The organism is Amycolatopsis sp. A133 (genome assembly GCF_031082405.1).
Classification (GTDB): domain Bacteria; phylum Actinomycetota; class Actinomycetes; order Mycobacteriales; family Pseudonocardiaceae; genus Amycolatopsis.
The window spans coordinates 14,302-30,724 of record NZ_JAVHJU010000010.1 but is presented as its reverse complement, the minus strand read 5'-3'; the positions used below and the strand labels follow the sequence as shown (position 1 = coordinate 30,724).

Annotated in this window: 16 protein-coding genes and 1 pseudogene; 13 read left to right on the top strand and 4 right to left on the bottom strand. The window is 69.8% G+C overall.

Annotated elements, in window-relative coordinates:
* Positions 1-66 precede the first annotated feature (66 nt).
* The 11 genes from Q5425_RS13400 to Q5425_RS13350 all read left to right on the top strand — a co-directional run bounded on the left by Q5425_RS13400 (position 67) and on the right by Q5425_RS13350 (position 12,338).
* Positions 67-1,086 carry a glycosyltransferase family A protein gene (locus tag Q5425_RS13400; protein ID WP_308672521.1) on the top strand — a complete coding sequence of 340 codons (1,020 nt, stop codon included), beginning with the start codon at positions 67-69 and terminating at the stop codon, positions 1,084-1,086.
* On the top strand, positions 1,083-2,396 hold the full coding sequence (locus Q5425_RS13395; RefSeq protein ID WP_308672520.1) for a hypothetical protein: 1,314 nt from the start codon (positions 1,083-1,085) through the stop codon (positions 2,394-2,396). Before Q5425_RS13400 ends, Q5425_RS13395 begins: the two co-directional genes overlap by 4 nt.
* 83 nt (positions 2,397-2,479) lie before the next feature.
* Positions 2,480-4,447: a DUF6541 family protein gene (locus tag Q5425_RS13390; RefSeq protein WP_308672519.1), complete on the top strand. Its 1,968-nt coding sequence runs from the start codon at positions 2,480-2,482 to the stop codon at positions 4,445-4,447.
* A 68-nt stretch (positions 4,448-4,515) separates the two neighbouring features.
* Positions 4,516-5,217, top strand: coding sequence for a glycosyltransferase family 2 protein (locus Q5425_RS13385; RefSeq protein ID WP_396135165.1), 702 nt, complete (start codon positions 4,516-4,518; stop codon positions 5,215-5,217).
* 12 nt (positions 5,218-5,229) lie between these two features.
* The gene (locus tag Q5425_RS13380) at positions 5,230-5,664 is read left to right on the top strand and encodes a DUF2304 domain-containing protein (protein WP_308672518.1); all 435 of its coding nucleotides are present in this window, start codon (positions 5,230-5,232) and stop codon (positions 5,662-5,664) included.
* 37 nt (positions 5,665-5,701) lie between these two features.
* Positions 5,702-6,205: a uridine kinase gene (locus Q5425_RS13375; RefSeq protein ID WP_308672540.1), complete on the top strand. Its 504-nt coding sequence runs from the start codon at positions 5,702-5,704 to the stop codon at positions 6,203-6,205.
* A 327-nt stretch (positions 6,206-6,532) separates the two neighbouring features.
* Positions 6,533-8,212, top strand: a complete 1,680-nt coding sequence (locus Q5425_RS13370; protein WP_308672517.1) for an ABC transporter substrate-binding protein — start codon at positions 6,533-6,535, stop codon at positions 8,210-8,212.
* An 86-nt stretch (positions 8,213-8,298) separates the two neighbouring features.
* Positions 8,299-9,300 (top strand): ABC transporter permease, encoded by a 1,002-nt coding sequence (locus Q5425_RS13365; protein ID WP_308672516.1) that lies wholly within the window; start codon positions 8,299-8,301, stop codon positions 9,298-9,300.
* The gene (locus tag Q5425_RS13360; RefSeq protein WP_308672515.1) at positions 9,297-10,226 is read left to right on the top strand and encodes an ABC transporter permease; all 930 of its coding nucleotides are present in this window, start codon (positions 9,297-9,299) and stop codon (positions 10,224-10,226) included. Before Q5425_RS13365 ends, Q5425_RS13360 begins: the two co-directional genes overlap by 4 nt.
* A 7-nt stretch (positions 10,227-10,233) precedes the next feature.
* Positions 10,234-11,229: an ABC transporter ATP-binding protein gene (locus Q5425_RS13355; protein ID WP_308672514.1), complete on the top strand. Its 996-nt coding sequence runs from the start codon at positions 10,234-10,236 to the stop codon at positions 11,227-11,229.
* Positions 11,226-12,338 (top strand): oligopeptide/dipeptide ABC transporter ATP-binding protein, encoded by a 1,113-nt coding sequence (locus Q5425_RS13350; protein ID WP_308672513.1) that lies wholly within the window; start codon positions 11,226-11,228, stop codon positions 12,336-12,338. Before Q5425_RS13355 ends, Q5425_RS13350 begins: the two co-directional genes overlap by 4 nt.
* A gap of 65 nt (positions 12,339-12,403) precedes the next feature.
* Here the strand turns inward: Q5425_RS13350 and Q5425_RS13345 are convergent, their stop codons facing one another.
* Both Q5425_RS13345 and Q5425_RS13340 read right to left on the bottom strand, forming a co-directional pair.
* Positions 12,404-13,600: a DUF6596 domain-containing protein gene (locus Q5425_RS13345; RefSeq protein ID WP_308672512.1), complete on the bottom strand. Its 1,197-nt coding sequence runs from the start codon at positions 13,598-13,600 to the stop codon at positions 12,404-12,406.
* The gene (locus Q5425_RS13340) at positions 13,597-13,968 is read right to left on the bottom strand and encodes a YciI family protein (protein ID WP_308672511.1); all 372 of its coding nucleotides are present in this window, start codon (positions 13,966-13,968) and stop codon (positions 13,597-13,599) included. Before Q5425_RS13340 ends, Q5425_RS13345 begins: the two co-directional genes overlap by 4 nt.
* An 81-nt stretch (positions 13,969-14,049) precedes the next feature.
* Between Q5425_RS13340 and Q5425_RS13335 the strand changes: the two genes are divergently transcribed.
* Positions 14,050-14,481 carry a nuclear transport factor 2 family protein gene (locus Q5425_RS13335; protein WP_308672510.1) on the top strand — a complete coding sequence of 144 codons (432 nt, stop codon included), beginning with the start codon at positions 14,050-14,052 and terminating at the stop codon, positions 14,479-14,481.
* Between the two features lie 38 nt (positions 14,482-14,519).
* Here the strand turns inward: Q5425_RS13335 and Q5425_RS13330 are convergent.
* Positions 14,520-14,652: pseudogene (locus Q5425_RS13330) on the bottom strand (IS110 family transposase); the annotation flags it as partial.
* 230 nt (positions 14,653-14,882) lie between these two features.
* Here Q5425_RS13330 and Q5425_RS13325 point away from each other — a divergent pair.
* The gene (locus tag Q5425_RS13325; protein WP_308672509.1) at positions 14,883-15,527 is read left to right on the top strand and encodes a DedA family protein; all 645 of its coding nucleotides are present in this window, start codon (positions 14,883-14,885) and stop codon (positions 15,525-15,527) included.
* On the opposite strand, the gene Q5425_RS13320 is transcribed toward Q5425_RS13325, so the two are convergent.
* Positions 15,524-16,420 (bottom strand): EamA family transporter, encoded by an 897-nt coding sequence (locus Q5425_RS13320; RefSeq protein ID WP_308672508.1) that lies wholly within the window; start codon positions 16,418-16,420, stop codon positions 15,524-15,526. The two genes, Q5425_RS13325 and Q5425_RS13320, sit on opposite strands and share 4 nt — an antisense overlap.
* Between the last annotated feature and the right edge of the window lie 3 nt (positions 16,421-16,423).

Genomic DNA, 16,423 nt, shown 5'->3' with positions numbered 1-16,423 from the left:
GTCGGGTGCGGTGGCGTAAGGATACTGGCCGACCCGGCGCGGGGGCCGCCGGGTAGCCTCGGCACGGTGAGTGCGAACCCGCTCCTCCCCTCGCTCAGCGTCGTGATCCCGGTCTACAACGAGCAGGACTGGATCGAACGCAGTGTCGGCGCGCTGCTCGCTTCGGCATCGGCCGCGAGCTGGCCGATCGAGGTCGTCGTGGTCGACGACGGCAGCACCGACGCCACACCCGCGCGGCTCGACGACCTGCGCGAACGCCACGGCATCACGGTGCTCAGCCAGGCCAACGGCGGCCGCTTCGAGGCCCGGCGCGCGGGCATCGCCAAGTCGTCCGGCGAGTGGATCGCGCTGCTCGACAGCCGCGTCATCGTGGACGAGCACACCCTGACGTTCCTGCGCGACCAGCTCGTGGACCACCCCGAGCGCGCGGTCTGGAACGGCCACATCAACGTCGCCTCCGAGCACAACCCGTACGCCGGTTTCATGGCCGGCCTGGTCAAGGTGCCCTGGCGCAAGTACTGCGCGAACCCGCGGCTGATGTCCTACGGCATCGAGGAGTTCGACGTCTACCCGAAGGGGACGACGTTCTTCTGCGCCCGCCGCGGCCTCCTCGAAGGTTCGGTGACGGCGTTCGCGTCGCTGTTCGACGACATCCGGTTCGCCAGCGACGACACCCGCATGCTGCGCTGGATCGCCGAGCGCGAGCGGATCTGGCTGGCCCCGGAGCTGTCGGCGACCTACAACGGGCGCGACTCGTTCAAGAAGTTCACGCAGCAGGCCTACTTCCGCGGCACGACCTACGTGGACTCCTACATCGCTTCGCCCGGGCCGGCCCGCAACGCCCTGTTCGGCGCGCTCGCCGCCGGTGTCGTCGGCCTGTTCTTCGCCGCGAAGAAGCCGAAGACGACGCTGGCCGCCGGTGTCCTCGGCGCGGTCGCCGCGGGCGAGGTCGTCAAGAAGTGCGGCGCGACCGGCCCCGAGGCCCGCGCGGTCACCAAACTGCTGCCGGTGTTCGCCGGCGGCTTCGGCGCCGGTGTCCTGCGGGGACTGGCCATGGCCGTGCGGACCCGGCTCCGCCGCCGATGAGCACCGAAGTGGACGACGCCGCCACGCCGGCCGTGGCCCGCAGCGGACGCACGACCGCGGGCAGCCTCGGTGGCTCGCTGATCGTCTCCATCGGCCTCGGTTACCTGCTCACCGTCGCCTGCCAGCGCCTGCTGCCGCCGCAGGAATACGCCGTCTTCGTCACGTTCTGGGGCCTGGTGATGGGCCTCGGCAGCACCCTGTCGCCGCTCGAGCAGGAGCTCTCGCGCCAGTCCGCGGTCGCCGCGCTCGCCGGTGGCAAGGCGGGCCGGCCGGCGCTGCGGGCGGTCGCGGTCGGCGTGGTCGTCGCGGCCGCGTTCTCCCTCGCCCTGCTGATCCCGCCGGTCAACGACCGGCTGTTCCGCGGCGAGTGGTCGCTGGCGGTCATCGTGCTGGCCGGCGGCGTCGCGTTCGCCTGCCAGTTCGGTACGCGCGGGCTGCTCATCGGGCAGCACAAGGTGAAGTCCTTCTCACTGCTGGTGATCGCCGAACCGGCCGTGCGGGCGCTCATCCTCGGCGTCCTGTTCGTCTCGGTGGCCTACAACGTCGTTTCGCTGGCGATCGCGGTCGCCGCCGGCTCGTTCGCCTGGCTGCTGTTCGCGCGCCCGGCCCGGCAGCTGCTCGACGTCCACGTCGAGGGCGACGGCTGGGGCGTCACCACCCGCCGGATGAGCATGCTGCTGACCGGCGCGGCCCTGACGGCGGCGGTCATCACCGGCTACCCGGCGCTGGTCGGCCTGCTCGCCCCGGGCGGCGACGGCGACCGCGTGGGTGCCCTGTTCGCCGCGCTGGTCATCGCGCGGCTGCCGCTGACGCTGATCGGGCCGGTGCAGTCGCTGGCCGTGCCGTTCGTCGTCCGGCTCTCGGTCACCGAAGAGGGCAGGCACCGGCTGCGCCGCGTGCTCGCCCTCGGCGCGCTCGCGTCGCTGGTGCTGGCCGCGCTCGGCGCGCTGGTCGGGCTGTGGCTCGGCCCGTGGGCCGTGCGGTTCGTCAGCGGCCCCGGCTACGACATCGACGGCTGGTCGGTCGCCGGGCTGGTCTGGTCGTCGGTGCTGCTGGTGCCGATGCAGCTGCTCACGGCCGTGCTCGTGGCCCGCACCCAGGCCAAGCTCGTGCTGGTCACCTGGGCCGTGGTCACCGGCACGGCGTCCCTGCTGCTGGTGCTGCTGCCGGGCGACACCGTGTTCCGCGCGGTCGTCGCGCTGGCCGTCGCGCCGGCGCTGGGCCTGGCCGTGGTGCTCGCGTTCGTCCTGCGGCGGGCTCCGGAAACGATTACCGGGACAACCGCGGGCACCGGTGAAACGTCTCCGTAGCGGCCCAGTAAGGTGCGTTGCGGGCGCGCCGGTGGGGACGGGAAACGGCGTGAAATGCCGGTAAGGTTTGGACAGCGAATTCGATGAACGTTCTACTCGTTTTGCTCGCGTTCTGGCTGCCTGGTCTCGTCTTCGGCGCCGTCATCCGGTTGCGCGGCTGGACGCTGGCCGCCGCCGCGCCCATGCTCACCTTCGGCCTCGTCGCGCTCGGCATCCCGGTGCTGGGCAAGCTCGGCATCCGCTGGACGCTGCTCAACGTCGCCCTGTGGACCCTCGTCCTCTCGGCCGTCGGGTTCGCGTTCGCCTTCGCCGTGACCCGGTTCACGCGGCGGCGCCACCCCGACTGGACCGAGCCGGAGCGGCCGCCGCGCAGCGTGCGCGACCACGTCCTCATCGGCCTCGGCGTCGCCGCCGGCATGGGGATCGGCACCGTCACCTTCCTGCGCGGCGTCCGGAACATCGGCAACGTCCAGCAGGGCTGGGACGCACCGTTCCACGCCAACCTCGTCCGCTGGATCGCCGAGCACGGCGACGCCCGGCCGTCGACCGTCGGCACGATCGCGAACCTGCCGAACGAGACGCACTACTTCTACCCGGACACCTACCACGCGCTGCTCGCCCTGGTCTTCGGCAAGGGCGGCCTGACGATCATGCCGACGCTGAACCTGGCGGCGCTCGCGGTGGTCCTCACCGTGCCGCTCGGCGTCGCCGCGATGTGCCACGCCTGGCGGATGCCGCCGATCGGCGTGGCCGCGGCCGCGGCGGTGTCGGCCTGCTTCACGGTGTTCCCGTACGACTCGCTGTGGCGCGGTCCGCTGTGGCCGTTCGTCGCCGGCGTCGCGCTCATCCCGGCCATGCTCGCGGTCGCCCGGCACCTGCTGGAGCCCCGCGGGATCGCCGGGCCGGTCGGCATCGGCGTCGGGGTCGCCGGGCTTTCCGGCCTGCACACCAGCGTCGTGTTCGTCGTCATCGTGTACTTCCTGCTGATCCTCGTCGCGGTCCTGTTCCGCTTCGAGGCGATCACCTGGCGCCGCTCGCTGCCGTCGCTGGCCGCGACCGTCTTGCTGGCCGCCGCCTTCGGCATCCCGGTGGTGCTCCCGTCGCTGTACAACGCGGGCGGGGTGACCAGCGCGTTCTGGGCGTCGGACGCGACGGTTTCCGGCGCGGTCGGCGAAACGATCACGTTCTCGCCGATGGCCGCGTACCCGCAGTGGTGGATCGGCGTCCCGGCGATCATCGGCGTGTTCATGCTGGTGAAGCACCGCCGGATGATGTGGATGGTCGGCGCGTACATCGTGCTGGGCGCGCTGTTCGCGGCGACCGTGTCGCTCGAAAACGACCTCGTGCACACCCTGAGCAGCCCCTTCTACAACGACAACTGGCGTGTCGCGGCCCTGGTGCCGCTGGCCGGCTGCGTCGCGTTCGGCGAGTTCGTGCACACGGCGTCCGGGCGGTTCGCCGAGAAGGTCGCCCCCCGGCTGCCGAAGCTCCGGCCCGCCACGCTCACCCTGGTCGGCGTGCTCGTGCTCGCCTTGGTCGTCGGCGGCCTGAGCCGCGGCGGCTACATCGGCCGCAACGCCGCCCGCCTGCAGCTCAACTACAGCGGCGGCCCGTCGGTCAGCAAGGACGAGGAAGCCGCGTTCACCTGGCTCGCCCAGCACACCGCACCGGGCGAGCACGTGCTGAACGACAAGGCCGACGGCTCGGTGTGGATGTACGCGCTGGCCGGCGTGATGCCGACGCAGTGGAACTTCTACGGCGCCGAATTCGACACCGACGCGGGCTACCTGAGCGTGTTCGGCAACGACGTCGAGAAGTACCCGAAGGTGCGGAAGCTGCTCACCGACCTGAAGGTCCGGTACGCGTTCGTCGGTGAAGGCAAGGTCACCGCGACGACGCAGAACGACGTCGGGCTCCAGCACCTCGACACCAGCCCCGGCTTCAAGCTGGTCTACCGCAACGGCGGCGTCAAGATCTACGAGATCGAAGGCCAGCAGGGTGTCGTCACCGCCGGTGCCGCGCCCGGGTCCGCGGCCGGTAACGGGCAGTGAAAGGCTAAAGTGATCGCGTGTCTGTGACCTCGGCGACCTCGGTGACCAGCCGCCGCGTGCTCATCGTGATGCCCGCCCTCAACGAGTCGGCGAGCGTCGCGTCGGTCATCGAGCAGGTGAAGCGGGCCCTGCCGGACGGCGACCTGCTCGTCGTCGACGACGGCTCGGTCGACGACACCGCCAAGCTGGCCCGCGCGGCCGGTGCCGAGGTGGCCCGGCTCTCGGTGAACCTGGGTGTCGGCGGCGCGATGCGCACGGGCTTCCGCTACGCCGCCGCCCGCGGGTACGACGTCGTCGTGCAGGTGGACGCGGACGGTCAGCACGACCCGGACGAGCTCGACGCCCTGCTGCGCGGCCTGGACGACGCGGACATCGTGATCGGCTCCCGGTTCGCCGGCAAGGGTTCGTACAAGGCGAGCGGGCCGCGCAAGTACGCCATGGTCGTGCTCTCGCTCGTGTTCTCGCGGCTGGCGAAGACCAAGCTCACCGACGTCACGTCGGGGTTCAAGGCGATGGGCCCGCGCGCCATCCGGCTCTTCGCCGGCTACTACCCGGCGGAGTACCTCGGTGACACCGTCGAGTCGCTGGTGATGGCCATCCGGGCCAAGCTGACCATCAAGGAAATCCCGGTCGTCATGCGGGAGCGGGTGGCCGGCACGCCGAGCCACTCGCCCGTGAAGTCGGCCGTCTACCTGAGCCGGGCCGGGCTCGCACTGCTGCTGGCGCTGGTCCGCCGCCGCCCGGCGGTCGACTCGTCCGACTCGGCGTAAGGGGAAGTGGAAATGGCCGGTTGGCGCATCCTCAGCATCGTCGTCGCCTGCATCGTGCTGTTCGTCGTCCTCGAGATGATGCGGCGGCGCAAGCTGCGTGAGAAGTACGCGGGCGTGTGGCTGATCGTCGCCATCGGTGTCGTGGTGCTGGCCGCGATCCCTTCGGCCGCGCAGTTCCTGGCCCGGCTGACCGGGGTGGAAACCCCGTCGAACTTCGTCTTCCTCCTCGCCGGCGTCGTGCTGGCGCTGGTCTCGCTGCACCTGTCCACCGAGGTGGGGCACCTGGAGGAAGAGGTGCGCACCTCGGTCGAGGAGATCGCGCTGCTGCGCTGCGAGCTCGAGGACAGCCGGCGCGAGCTGGCGGGCCGGATCGCCGAGCTGGAGGCGCGGACGGCGGCTCCCGACGACGTCAAAGGGCTTCCCGAGGTCGAGCGCGTCAGCAAGTGACACCCTGATCGAAGCCCTGCTCGCGGCCCCCGCCCGGCTGGGCCGCGTGCGTGTGCTGGCCATCGACGGCCCGTCGGGCGCCGGGAAGTCCACGCTGGCCGCCCGGGTGGTCGCGGGCCTGCGGGCCCGCGGGTGCCGGACGGTCCTGGTGAGCACCGACGCCTTCGCGACTTGGGACGACCCGGTCGCGTGGTGGCCCCGGCTCGTGGACGGCGTGCTGCGTCCCCTGGCCGACGGCGTGGCGGGCGCGTACCGGTGTGTGGACTGGTCCACCGGAGCACCCCGTCCGGGTGAGCTCGTCCGGGTGGTCGTGCCGGACGTGCTGGTGCTGGAAGGGGTTTCGAGCGGCCGGGCTTCGGTAAGACCCCTGCTTTCCCACCTCTGCTGGCTTTCCGGCGGCTCGGCGGCCGAGCGGCTGGCCAGGACCGTGGCGCGGGACGGCGCGGCCGTGCAGGCCGAATTGGCGCGGTGGCAATGGTTCGAGCGCGGCTGGTTCGCCGTCGACGGGACCCCGGAAGCCGCCGGAACCCGACTTTCGTAGGAGACGGGTCGCTCACGCTGCGTGTGCACCCCACTCCGGATCGATCCAGTGAACCGTCGCCGAAAACACGACTGGGCTAAAGTCGGTACCGCCATCTGAGTTAGTGATCGGGCACTGGGTGCAGCCATCGCACACAAACGGTCACATTCTGTCACGATTTATGGACACATTGCGGTCAAATCGACGCCCACGTAGCGCGATCGTAACCTCACGTGCTTAAGTGCGGGCCGAGTTCCCGCTAGTGTCGGCGAGCACACCGATCGTCCGTCGAGTTCCTGACCGACCGGACGGTGACTTTGAACCCGAACATCTCCCAAGGGGTGCCAGATGCAGCAATTGCGGCTGACCCGAACACGCCGCGTGGCCCTGATCGGGCTCGCCGGCGCGCTCGCGGTTTCGCTGTCCGCTTGTGCGGAATCCAAGCGTGAAGAGGGCGCAGGGGGTGGTTCCGGGGGCACCATGATCTTCGGCGCGGCCGGTAACCCGAAGTTGTTCGACCCGATCTTCAACGACGAGGGCGAAACCTTCCGGATCACGCGCCAGATCTTCGACACGCTGATCCAGAACAAGCCGGGCACCGCCGACCTCGAAGCCTCGCTGGCCGAGAAGTGGGAACCCAGCAACGACGGCAAGACCTGGACCTTCTCCCTCAAGCAGGGCGTGAAGTTCTCGGACGGCTCCGCCTTCGACGCGACCGCGGTCTGCTTCAACTTCGACCGCTGGTACAACATGAAGGGCGCCGCCGCCCAGAGCCAGATGATCTACTACGCCGACGTCTTCGGCGGGTTCGCCAAGAACGAGAGCACCGACTACAGCGACCCGGTCTACAAGAGCTGCGAAGCCAAGGACCCGGCGACCGCGGTCGTGAACCTGAACCGGGCGAAGGGCGCGTTCCCGGCGGCCTTCACCCTGCCGTCGTTCGCGATGCAGAGCCCGACCGCGCTCAAGCAGTACAAGTCCGACGAGGTCACCCAGTCCGGCGACTCGTTCACCTACAGCGAGTACGCGAACAAGCACCCGGTCGGCACCGGCCCGTTCAAGTTCGACAGCTGGGACCAGGGCAAGGGTGAGATCACCCTGTCCAAGAACGACACCAGCCCGACCCAGACGGCCAAGCTCGACAAGCTGATCTTCAAGGTGATCCCGGACGAGAACGCCCGCAAGCAGGCGCTCAAGGCCGGCGACATCCAGGGCTACGACTACCCGGCGCCCGCGGACTACGGCCTGCTGCGCAACGAGGGCGAGCAGGTGCTGGTGCGCCCGCCGTTCAACGTGCTCTACATGGGCATCAACCAGTCCGGCCCGGCCGGCGAGAAGCTGAAGGACGTTCGCGTCCGCCAGGCGCTGGCCTACGGCATCAACCGCGAGCAGTTCGTGAAGAGCAAGCTGCCCGAGGGTGCCGAGGTGGCCACCGAGTTCGTGCCCAAGACGATCTCCGGCTACACCGACGAGGTCACCAAGTACCCGTACGACCCGGAGAAGGCCAAGCAGCTGCTCCAGCAGGCCGGGGCGACGAACCTGACGCTGAAGTTCTACTACCCGACCGAGGTCACCCGTCCGTACATGCCGAACCCGGCGGACGTCTTCACCTCGATGTCGGAGGACCTGAAGGCCATCGGCGTCAAGATCGAACCGGTCGCCAAGCCGTGGAACGGTGGTTACAAGGACGACGTCCAGAAGTTCGGCAAGCAGGACCTCCACCTGCTCGGCTGGACCGGTGACTACAACGACGCCGGGAACTTCGTCGGCACCTTCTTCGGCCGCACGAAGAAGGAGTTCGGGTTCGACAACCCGCAGCTGTTCCAGGCGCTCGCCGCCGCGGACGCTTCGCCCGCCGGCGACGCGCACGCCAAGGCGTACCAGGAAGTCAACAAGCAGATCATGGACTACCTGCCCGCCATCCCGATCTCCTACGGCCCGCCCGCCATCGTGGTCGGACCGAAGGTCAAGGGCCTGGTCGCCAGCCCGCTGACCGACGAGCGGTTCAACACCGTGACTGTTAACTGACAGTTTCACGCCGCGAGGCATGGGGTGGGCGCTACCGCGCCCACCCCATGTTCCGTACTCAGCGGGCTGCCACCTAAGGACTGCAAGTGCTCCGTTTTCTCTTGCGTCGGCTGCTACAAGCGATCCCGACGCTGCTCATCCTGTCCATCCTGGTCTTCGCCTGGCTGCGGTCGCTGCCCGGAGGGCCCGCGGCGGCCCTCCTCGGCGACAAGGCAACGCCGGAGAAGATCGCCAACCTCAACCACGTGCTGGGGCTCGACCAGCCGGTCATCATCCAGTACTTCAAGTTCCTCGGCCGCGCGCTGACCGGTGACTTCGGCGCGTCGCTGATCTCCACCCAGCCGGTGATGTCGGAGATCGGCACGTTCCTGCCGGCCACCATCGAGCTGGGGATCTCCGCGATGATCGTCGCGGTGGTCATCGGCATCCCGGCGGGCTACGTCTCGGCCCGCTACCGCGGCGGCGCCGCCGACAACGTGATCATCGTGCTGACCCTGATCGGCGTTGCGGTTCCGGTCTTCTTCCTCGGCTACATGATGCAGGACCTGCTCGCCGGGCCGCTGGGTCTGCCGTCGCAGGGCAGGCAGACAGCCGGCCTGGACGCCACCGCCATCACCAACTTCGCCATCCTCGACGGCATCATGACGAGCGAATGGGACGCCGTCTGGGACGCGATCAGGCACCTGGTCCTCCCGGCGTTCGCGCTCGCCACCATCCCGCTCGCGGTGATCACCCGGATCACCCGCGCGTCGGTGCTCGAAGTGCTCAACGAGGACTTCATCCGCACGGCCAACTCGAAGGGCCTCACGCAGCCCGTCGTCCGGCGGCGGCACGTACTGCGCAACGGCCTGCTCCCGGTGGTCACCACCATCGGCCTGCAGACCGGCGCGCTGCTCGGCGGCGCGGTACTGACCGAGCGCGTGTTCAACTTCCGCGGCCTCGGGTTCCTGCTGGCCGAAGGCATCGAACGGCGTGACTACCCCCGGCTGCAGGCGCTGCTGCTGTTCGGCGCGTTGGTGTACGTGCTGGTGAACATGCTGGTCGACGTCTCGTACGGGATCATCGACCCGAGGGTGCGTGTGCGATGAACACTCTGCTGAACAAGAAGAAGGAACCGATCGACAAGCTGGCCGCGGCGAGCGGGCACAGCCTCGGCGGCGAAGCGGTGCGGCGGATGCTGCGCAGCCCGGTGGCCATCATCGGCGGCGCGATCACCGCGCTGTTCCTCCTCCTGGCGATCTTCGCGCCGCTGATCGCGCCGAAGGACCCCTACGAGCGCTACCTGCAGGGCCAGGTTTCCCTCGGCCAGGGCGTCATCCCCGGTGCCCAGCCCGGTTTCCCGCTCGGCGTGGACGACTTCGGCCGCGACTACCTTTCGCGGATGCTCGTCGGCGCCCAGCAGACGCTGCTGGTCGGCGTGCTGGCCACGGTGATCGGCGTGCTGATCGGCGTCATCATCGGCGGGCTGGCCGGCGCGTTCGGCGGCTGGGTCGACACCGTCCTCATGCGACTGGTCGACGTCATGCTGTCGGTGCCTTCGCTGCTGCTGGCCATTTCGGTGGCGGCGCTGTTCCAGAAGCCCAGCCAGTGGACGGTGATCCTGGCCGTGTCGATGATCGGCGTGCCGATCTTCGCGCGGCTGCTGCGCGGTTCCATGCTGGTGCAACGCGGCAGCGACCACGTGCTCGCCGCAACGTCGCTGGGTGTGAAGCGGACGTCCATCGTGTTCCGGCACATGCTGCCGAACTCGCTGGGCCCGGTCATCGTGCAGGCGACGCTGACCCTCGCCACCGCGATCCTCGAGGCCGCGGCGCTGTCGTTCCTCGGGCTGGGCGACCCGGACCCGAACCGGGCGGAGTGGGGCATCATGCTGAGCCGCGGGGCCCGGCAGTTCCTCGACGTCCGGCCGGAGCTCGCGTACTACCCGGCCATCGCGATCATCGTGGTCGCGCTCGGGTTCACGCTGCTCGGCGAGTCCCTCCGCGAAGCCCTCGACCCGAAGAACAGGCGGTGAAGCACTGATGGCACTCCTTGAAGTCCGTGATCTCAAGGTCGACTTCGTCCGCCGTGGCGAGCGGTCGTTCACCGCGGTGGACGGCGTGAGCTTCGACGTCGAACCGGGCCAGACGGTCGGCCTGGTCGGCGAGTCCGGCTGCGGCAAGTCCGTGACGTCCCTGGCGATCATGCGGTTGCTCGCCAAGCGCGGCAACCAGGTCAGCGGCTCGGTGCGCTTCGAGGGCACCGACCTGCTCAAGCTGTCCGACCGGGAAATGCGCGACCGCCGCGGCCGCGACCTCGGCATGGTGTTCCAGGACCCGCTGTCCTCGTTGAACCCGGTCATCCCGATCGGGCTGCAGATCACCGAGGTGCTGGAGCGCCACCGCGGGATGTCGCGCAAGGCGGCGTCCGTCGAAGCGGTGGACCTGCTGGACAAGGTCGGCATCCCGGACCCGTCACGACGGCTTTCCGAGTACCCGCACCAGCTTTCCGGCGGGATGCGGCAGCGCGCGCTGATCGCGATCGCGCTGGCGTGCCGCCCGCGGCTGCTCATCGCCGACGAGCCGACGACCGCGCTCGACGTCACCATCCAGGCGCAGATCCTCGCGCTGCTGCGGGAACTGGTGCAGGACACCGGCACCGCGCTGATCATGATCACGCACGACCTCGGTGTTGTCGCCGGGCTCTGCGACGAGGTCAACGTCCTCTACGGCGGCAAGATCGTGGAGCGGGCGCAGCGGCACCAGCTGTTCGCCGAGCCGCGCCACCCGTACACGCACGGCCTGCTCGCGTCGATCCCGCGCCTGGACGCGGGCCGCGGCGAGAAGCTGATCCCCATCCGGGGTTCGGTTTCCGACAACATCCCGTGGGACCACGGGTGCGCCTTCGCGCCGCGCTGTCCGAACGCGCTGCCGGTCTGCCGCGAGGTCCAGCCGCAGCTGGTGCCCGACCGCGCTGGGCTGCTGCGCTGTCACAACCCCGTGCGGCCCGCGGTCGCCGCGGGAGGAGGAACCCGATGACCCGTCCTGCTGGTGACGTGCTGCTCGAGGTCACCGACCTCAAGGTGCACTTCCCGATCAAGAGCGGCGTCGTGTTCGACCGGACGGTCGGGCACGTGTTCGCGGTCGACGGCGTCGACCTGGCCATCCGGCGGGGCGAAACCTACGGCCTGGTGGGCGAATCCGGCTGTGGGAAGTCCACTTTGGGCCGGGCGATCCTGCGGCTCAACGAGCCCACTTCCGGGCACGTGGTGTTCGACGGCACCGACGTCGCCGCCCTCAAGGGAGAAGAACTGCGGAAGGCCCGGCGCCGGATGCAGATGATCTTCCAGGACCCGATGTCCAGTTTGGACCCGCGGCAGTCGGTCGAGTCGATCCTGGTCGAGGGCATGCACGCGCACGGCCTCGACAAGGACAAGGAAGCCACCCAGCGGCGGCTGCGTCAGCTGCTGTCGGCGGTCGGCCTCCCGGAGACGTCGTTGCGGAAGTACCCGCACGAGTTCTCGGGCGGGCAGCGCCAGCGCATCGGCATCGCGCGGGCGCTGGCCGTGGAGCCGGACCTGATCGTCGCCGACGAGCCGGTGTCCGCATTGGACGTTTCGGTGCAGGCCCAGGTGGTGAACCTGCTGGAGGACCTGCAGGACCAGCTCGGCTTGACCTACGTCGTGATCGCGCACGACCTCGCGGTGGTGCGGCACATCTCCGACCGCATCGGCGTGATGTACCTCGGTGCGCTGGTGGAGGAGACCGACGCGGATTCGCTGTACCGGGATCCGCTGCACCCGTACACGCGGGCGCTGCTGTCGGCCATCCCGGTGCCGGACCCGCAGGTCGAGGACACCCGCGAGCAGATCCTGCTCGCCGGTGACCTGCCTTCGCCGGCGAACCCGCCGTCGGGCTGCCGCTTCCACACGCGCTGCCCGTGGCGGCAGGCGAGCCTGTGCGACACCGACCGCCCGCAGCTGCGCGAAATCGGTGGCGGGCACCGGGTGGCGTGCCACTACGCGGAGGACATCCGCGACGGGCGCATCCAGCCGCACGAGGTGGAGCCGGAGCTGGTGGAACTGACCGGGGCGCTCAACCCCGACCTGGGCCCGCCGGACATCGGCACCTCCGCCGAAATCCTGTGACCCGAGCTTTCACGTGAAAGTGATCCGGAGGTAGTCCCTCCAGGTCACTTTCACGTGAAAGTCCGTCAGGGCCCGAGTCCGGCGGCCCGTGACTGCAGGTACGCCTGTTCCGGCAGGCTCAACGTCCGCCGGGCGGCGGCCAGGTACGCCTCCCGCGCCCCGGCCGCGTCGCCGGACTTCTCCAACAGGTGCGCCCGGATCGCGTTGATCCGGTGGTGCTTCGCCAGCGCGGGGTCCTTCGCCGTCTCACCCAGCTCCGCCAGCCCGGCCTCGGGGCCGTGGACCTGCGTGAACGCCACCACCCGGTTCAGGGTGACCATCGGGCCCGGAGCCACCACCCGCAGCAGGTCGTAGAGCGTCAGGATCTGCGCCCAGTCGGTCTCGTCGCCGGTCGCGGCTTCGTCGTGGACCGCGGCGATCGCCGCCTGCAGCTGGTAGGGGCCCACCGGCGCGGTGGCCAGCGCCTTGGTGATCAGCGAGACGCCCTCGTCGATGAACGCCCGGTTCCAGCGGGTCCGGTCCTGCTCGGCGAGCGGGACCAGTGCCCCGGTCTCGTCGACGCGCGCGGGGCGACGCGCGTCGGTCAGGAGCATCAGGGCCAGCAGGCCGGTGACCTCGCCGTCGTCGGAGAGCTCCGCGTACAGCGCCCGGGCCAGGCGGATCGCCTCTGTCGTCAGGTCGACGCGGCTCAGCGCGTCACCCGAGCTGGCCGTGTGGCCCTCGGTGAAGATCAGGTACAGCACCTGCAGCACCGCGGCGAGTCGCTCCGGGCGTTCGTCGCCGGTGAGCCGTTCGCCGCGCAGCTTCTGTTTCGCGCGGCTGATCCGCTGGCCGATCGTGGCCTCCGGGACGAGGAACGCCCGCGCGATCTCGGCCGTGGTCAGGCCGCCGACGGCGCGCAGCGTCAGCGCCACCTGCGACGGCCGCGTCAGCGCGGGGTGGCAGCAGAGCAGCAGCAACGTCAGCGTGTCGTCGACCCCGGTGACCGGCTCGCGATCCGGCGGCTCGGCCAGCGCGACGGTCTCCTCACGCCGCTGCCGGGCCGTCTCACTGCGCCACTGCTCGATGCGGCGCCGGGACGCCGCCGTGATCAGCCAGCCTTTCGGGTGATCCGGGATGCCCTCGGCCGGCCATTGCTGCGCGGCCGCCAGCAGCGCCTCCTGGACGGCGTCCTCGCAGGTGTCGAAGCCGCCGTAGCGCCGGACCAGCGCCGCGAGGACCTGGGGTGCGAGCTCGCGCAGGAGGCTTTCGACGTCGGTCACAGCTCCGGCCCGTGCAACCCCATCACCGGCCGCACTTCGACCACGCCGAAGGAAGCTTCCGGGATCCTCGCGGCGATCTCGAGGGCGCGGTCTTCGCTCTCGCAGTCGAGCAGGTAGAAGCCGGCGAGGAACTCCTTGGCCTCGGCGAACGGGCCATCGGTCGTCATCGGCCCGCCGTCGCCGACGCTCACCCGCTTGGTGAGTTCCGGGAAGGCGAGCCGTTCGGAGACGAGCCGTTCGCCGGAAGCGTCGAGATCGTCGTTGAGCTGCTGGTAGTAGGCGAGCCCGGCGGCCCGCTGCGCGTCGCTCATGCCCTCCCACGCCTTGCGCGAGCCGGGGTTGCCGTAGATCAGGACCACGTATTTCACCGAAGCCTCCTCGGGGATGTCGAAATCGGCCCGGCGGCGCCTACGTCTCTCGTGCAAGCACCGACCTTTGAGGAGAATGTCATGAGTGAGCAGCAGATCCGCGAGTTGATGGCGGCGCGTGAAGTGGCGATGGCGGCCCGTGACGCGGAGACGTTGGGCTCGCACTACGTCTCGGACGTGGTCGCGTTCACGTTGGCGCCCCCGCTGGCACACCGCGGTTCGGAGGTCATCGACGTCGAGGCGCGCCGGGCGTGGTTCGAGTCGTTCGAGGGGCCGATCGAGTACGAGATCCGGGATCTGGAGATCACGATCGGCGGCGACATCGCGTACAGCCACGCGCTGAACCGGTTGGCGACCACGCCGAAGGGCGCACCGGCGGGCTTCGAGCTGTGGTTCCGTTCGACGGTGTGCTTCCGCCGCGAGAACGGCGAGTGGCGGATCACCCACGTCCACGATTCGACGCCGTTCTACATGGACGAGACCTTGCGAGCGGCGGTGGACCTGAAGCCCTGACAGCTCCCCGCCCTTCCCTGGGGGTCCCTATGTGGTTGTCAAGCCGCGGCGGGGACAGGAGCTGGCGGTAGTGGGTGCCGTTGCGGAGCATCGCGTAGAGGCGTCGCAGCGTCGGCGGGCCAGGTAGATCAGGGCGGCGTTGTGGTTCTTGCCCTCGGCTCGTTTGCGGTCTTAGTAAGGGAGCGATGCCCGCGTAGGCCGTCAGAACTGTCCGATCGGCAACCATCCACCGGAGTTGTCCACATGGGGGTGAACCCTGTGGACAACTCCGGCTACGGCCGCAAGGGCCTGACCAAAGTCGTACGCCGGGCCATACCTGAGTAGGCCGCCCCGCGCGGACCGCCCCCGGTACCCTGCGGAAAGCAAACACCAATCGGACGTAGGTACCAGGGGGTACGGCTGTGCACATCGACCAATGGCTGGAGGCGATCCCGCCGCTCTCGGTGTACCTGATCGTCGGTGCGGTGATCATGATCGAGAGCCTCGGCATCCCGCTGCCCGGCGAAATCGTGCTGGTCAGCGCGGCTCTGCTGGCTTCGACGCACGATGCGGTCAACCCCCTCTGGATCGGGGTCCTGGCCAGTGCCGGCGCCATCATCGGCGACAGCATCGGCTACTTCATCGGAAAAACCGGCGGGCAACGGCTGTTCGCCTGGGCGGGCCGGAAATTCCCGAAGCACTTCGGGCCGACGCACCTCGCCAACGCCGAACGGATCTTCAACAAACGCGGCGTGTGGGCGGTCTTCCTCGGCCGGTTCATCGCGTTCCTGCGGATCCTCGCCGGCCCGCTCGCCGGGTCGCTGCGCATGCACTACCCGAAGTTCCTGCTGGCGAACGCCGCGGGCGGCATCGTCTGGGCGGGCGGCACCACCGCGGCGGTCTACTACCTCGGCGTCGTCGCCGAAGAGTGGCTCGGCCGGTTCTCCAAGTTCGGCCTGGTCGCCGCGGTCATCATCGGCGGCGTCGTCTTCTTCGTCATGAAGAAGCGCCTGGGCCGCCAGCACGCGGAAGCGGAAAAGCAGGACGTCTCCGAGCCGACGGCCTAGACCGCGACGAGCTCCGGATCGGGTTTGCGCGCGGTCCGGAGCGAGCCGAGCAGCACACCGCCGATCACCACCGCCGCGGCGCCGATCTCCAGCCCGGTCGGCCGCTCGCCGAGCAGCAGGAACGACGCCGTCAGCCCGACCACCGGCACCAGCAGCGAGAACGGCGAGACGACGCCGGCCGGGTTGCGCCGCATCAGCGTCGTCCACAGGCCCGACCCGACGACGGTGCCGATCAGCACGACGTAGGCCAGCCCGCCGAGCGCGGTCAGCCCGGTCGGGGTGCCGAGCGTCGTCAGCGACCGCCACTGCGCGGCCGGGCCCTCCATGATCAGCGAGAGCGCGAACATCGGCAGCGGGGGCACCACCGACATCCACAGCGTGAAGTGCAGCGGGTTGTCCGGCTCGGCCTTGCGCGTGCTCAGGTTGCCGAACGCCCAGCTCAGCGCGGCCAGCAGCGTCAGGATCATCGGCAGCAGCGCGGCGTGCCCGGACCGCTGCCACGCGATCGCGACCATCCCCGCGACGGCCAGCGCGATACCGGCCAGCTGGTACGGGGTGACGCGTTCGCGCAGGAAGACGGTGCCGAGGAGCACCGTGAACGGCGCCGACGCCTGCAGCACCAGCGACGCGAGCCCGGTCGGCATCCCGGTGTCCATCGCGATGAAGAGGAACGCGAACTGCCCGGTGCCGAAGCCGAGGCCGTAGCCGAGCAGGTGCCGCACCTGCACCCTGGGCCACGGCACGAACAGGATCGTCGGAACGGCGATCACGGCGAACCGCAGCGCGCCCGCGAACACCGGCGGGAACTGGCCGAGCGTGGCGTGGATGGCGAGGAAGTTCAGGCCCCAGAGGACGGCGACGAGCACGGCGAGCAGGCGATCACGGGCGGGCATGCC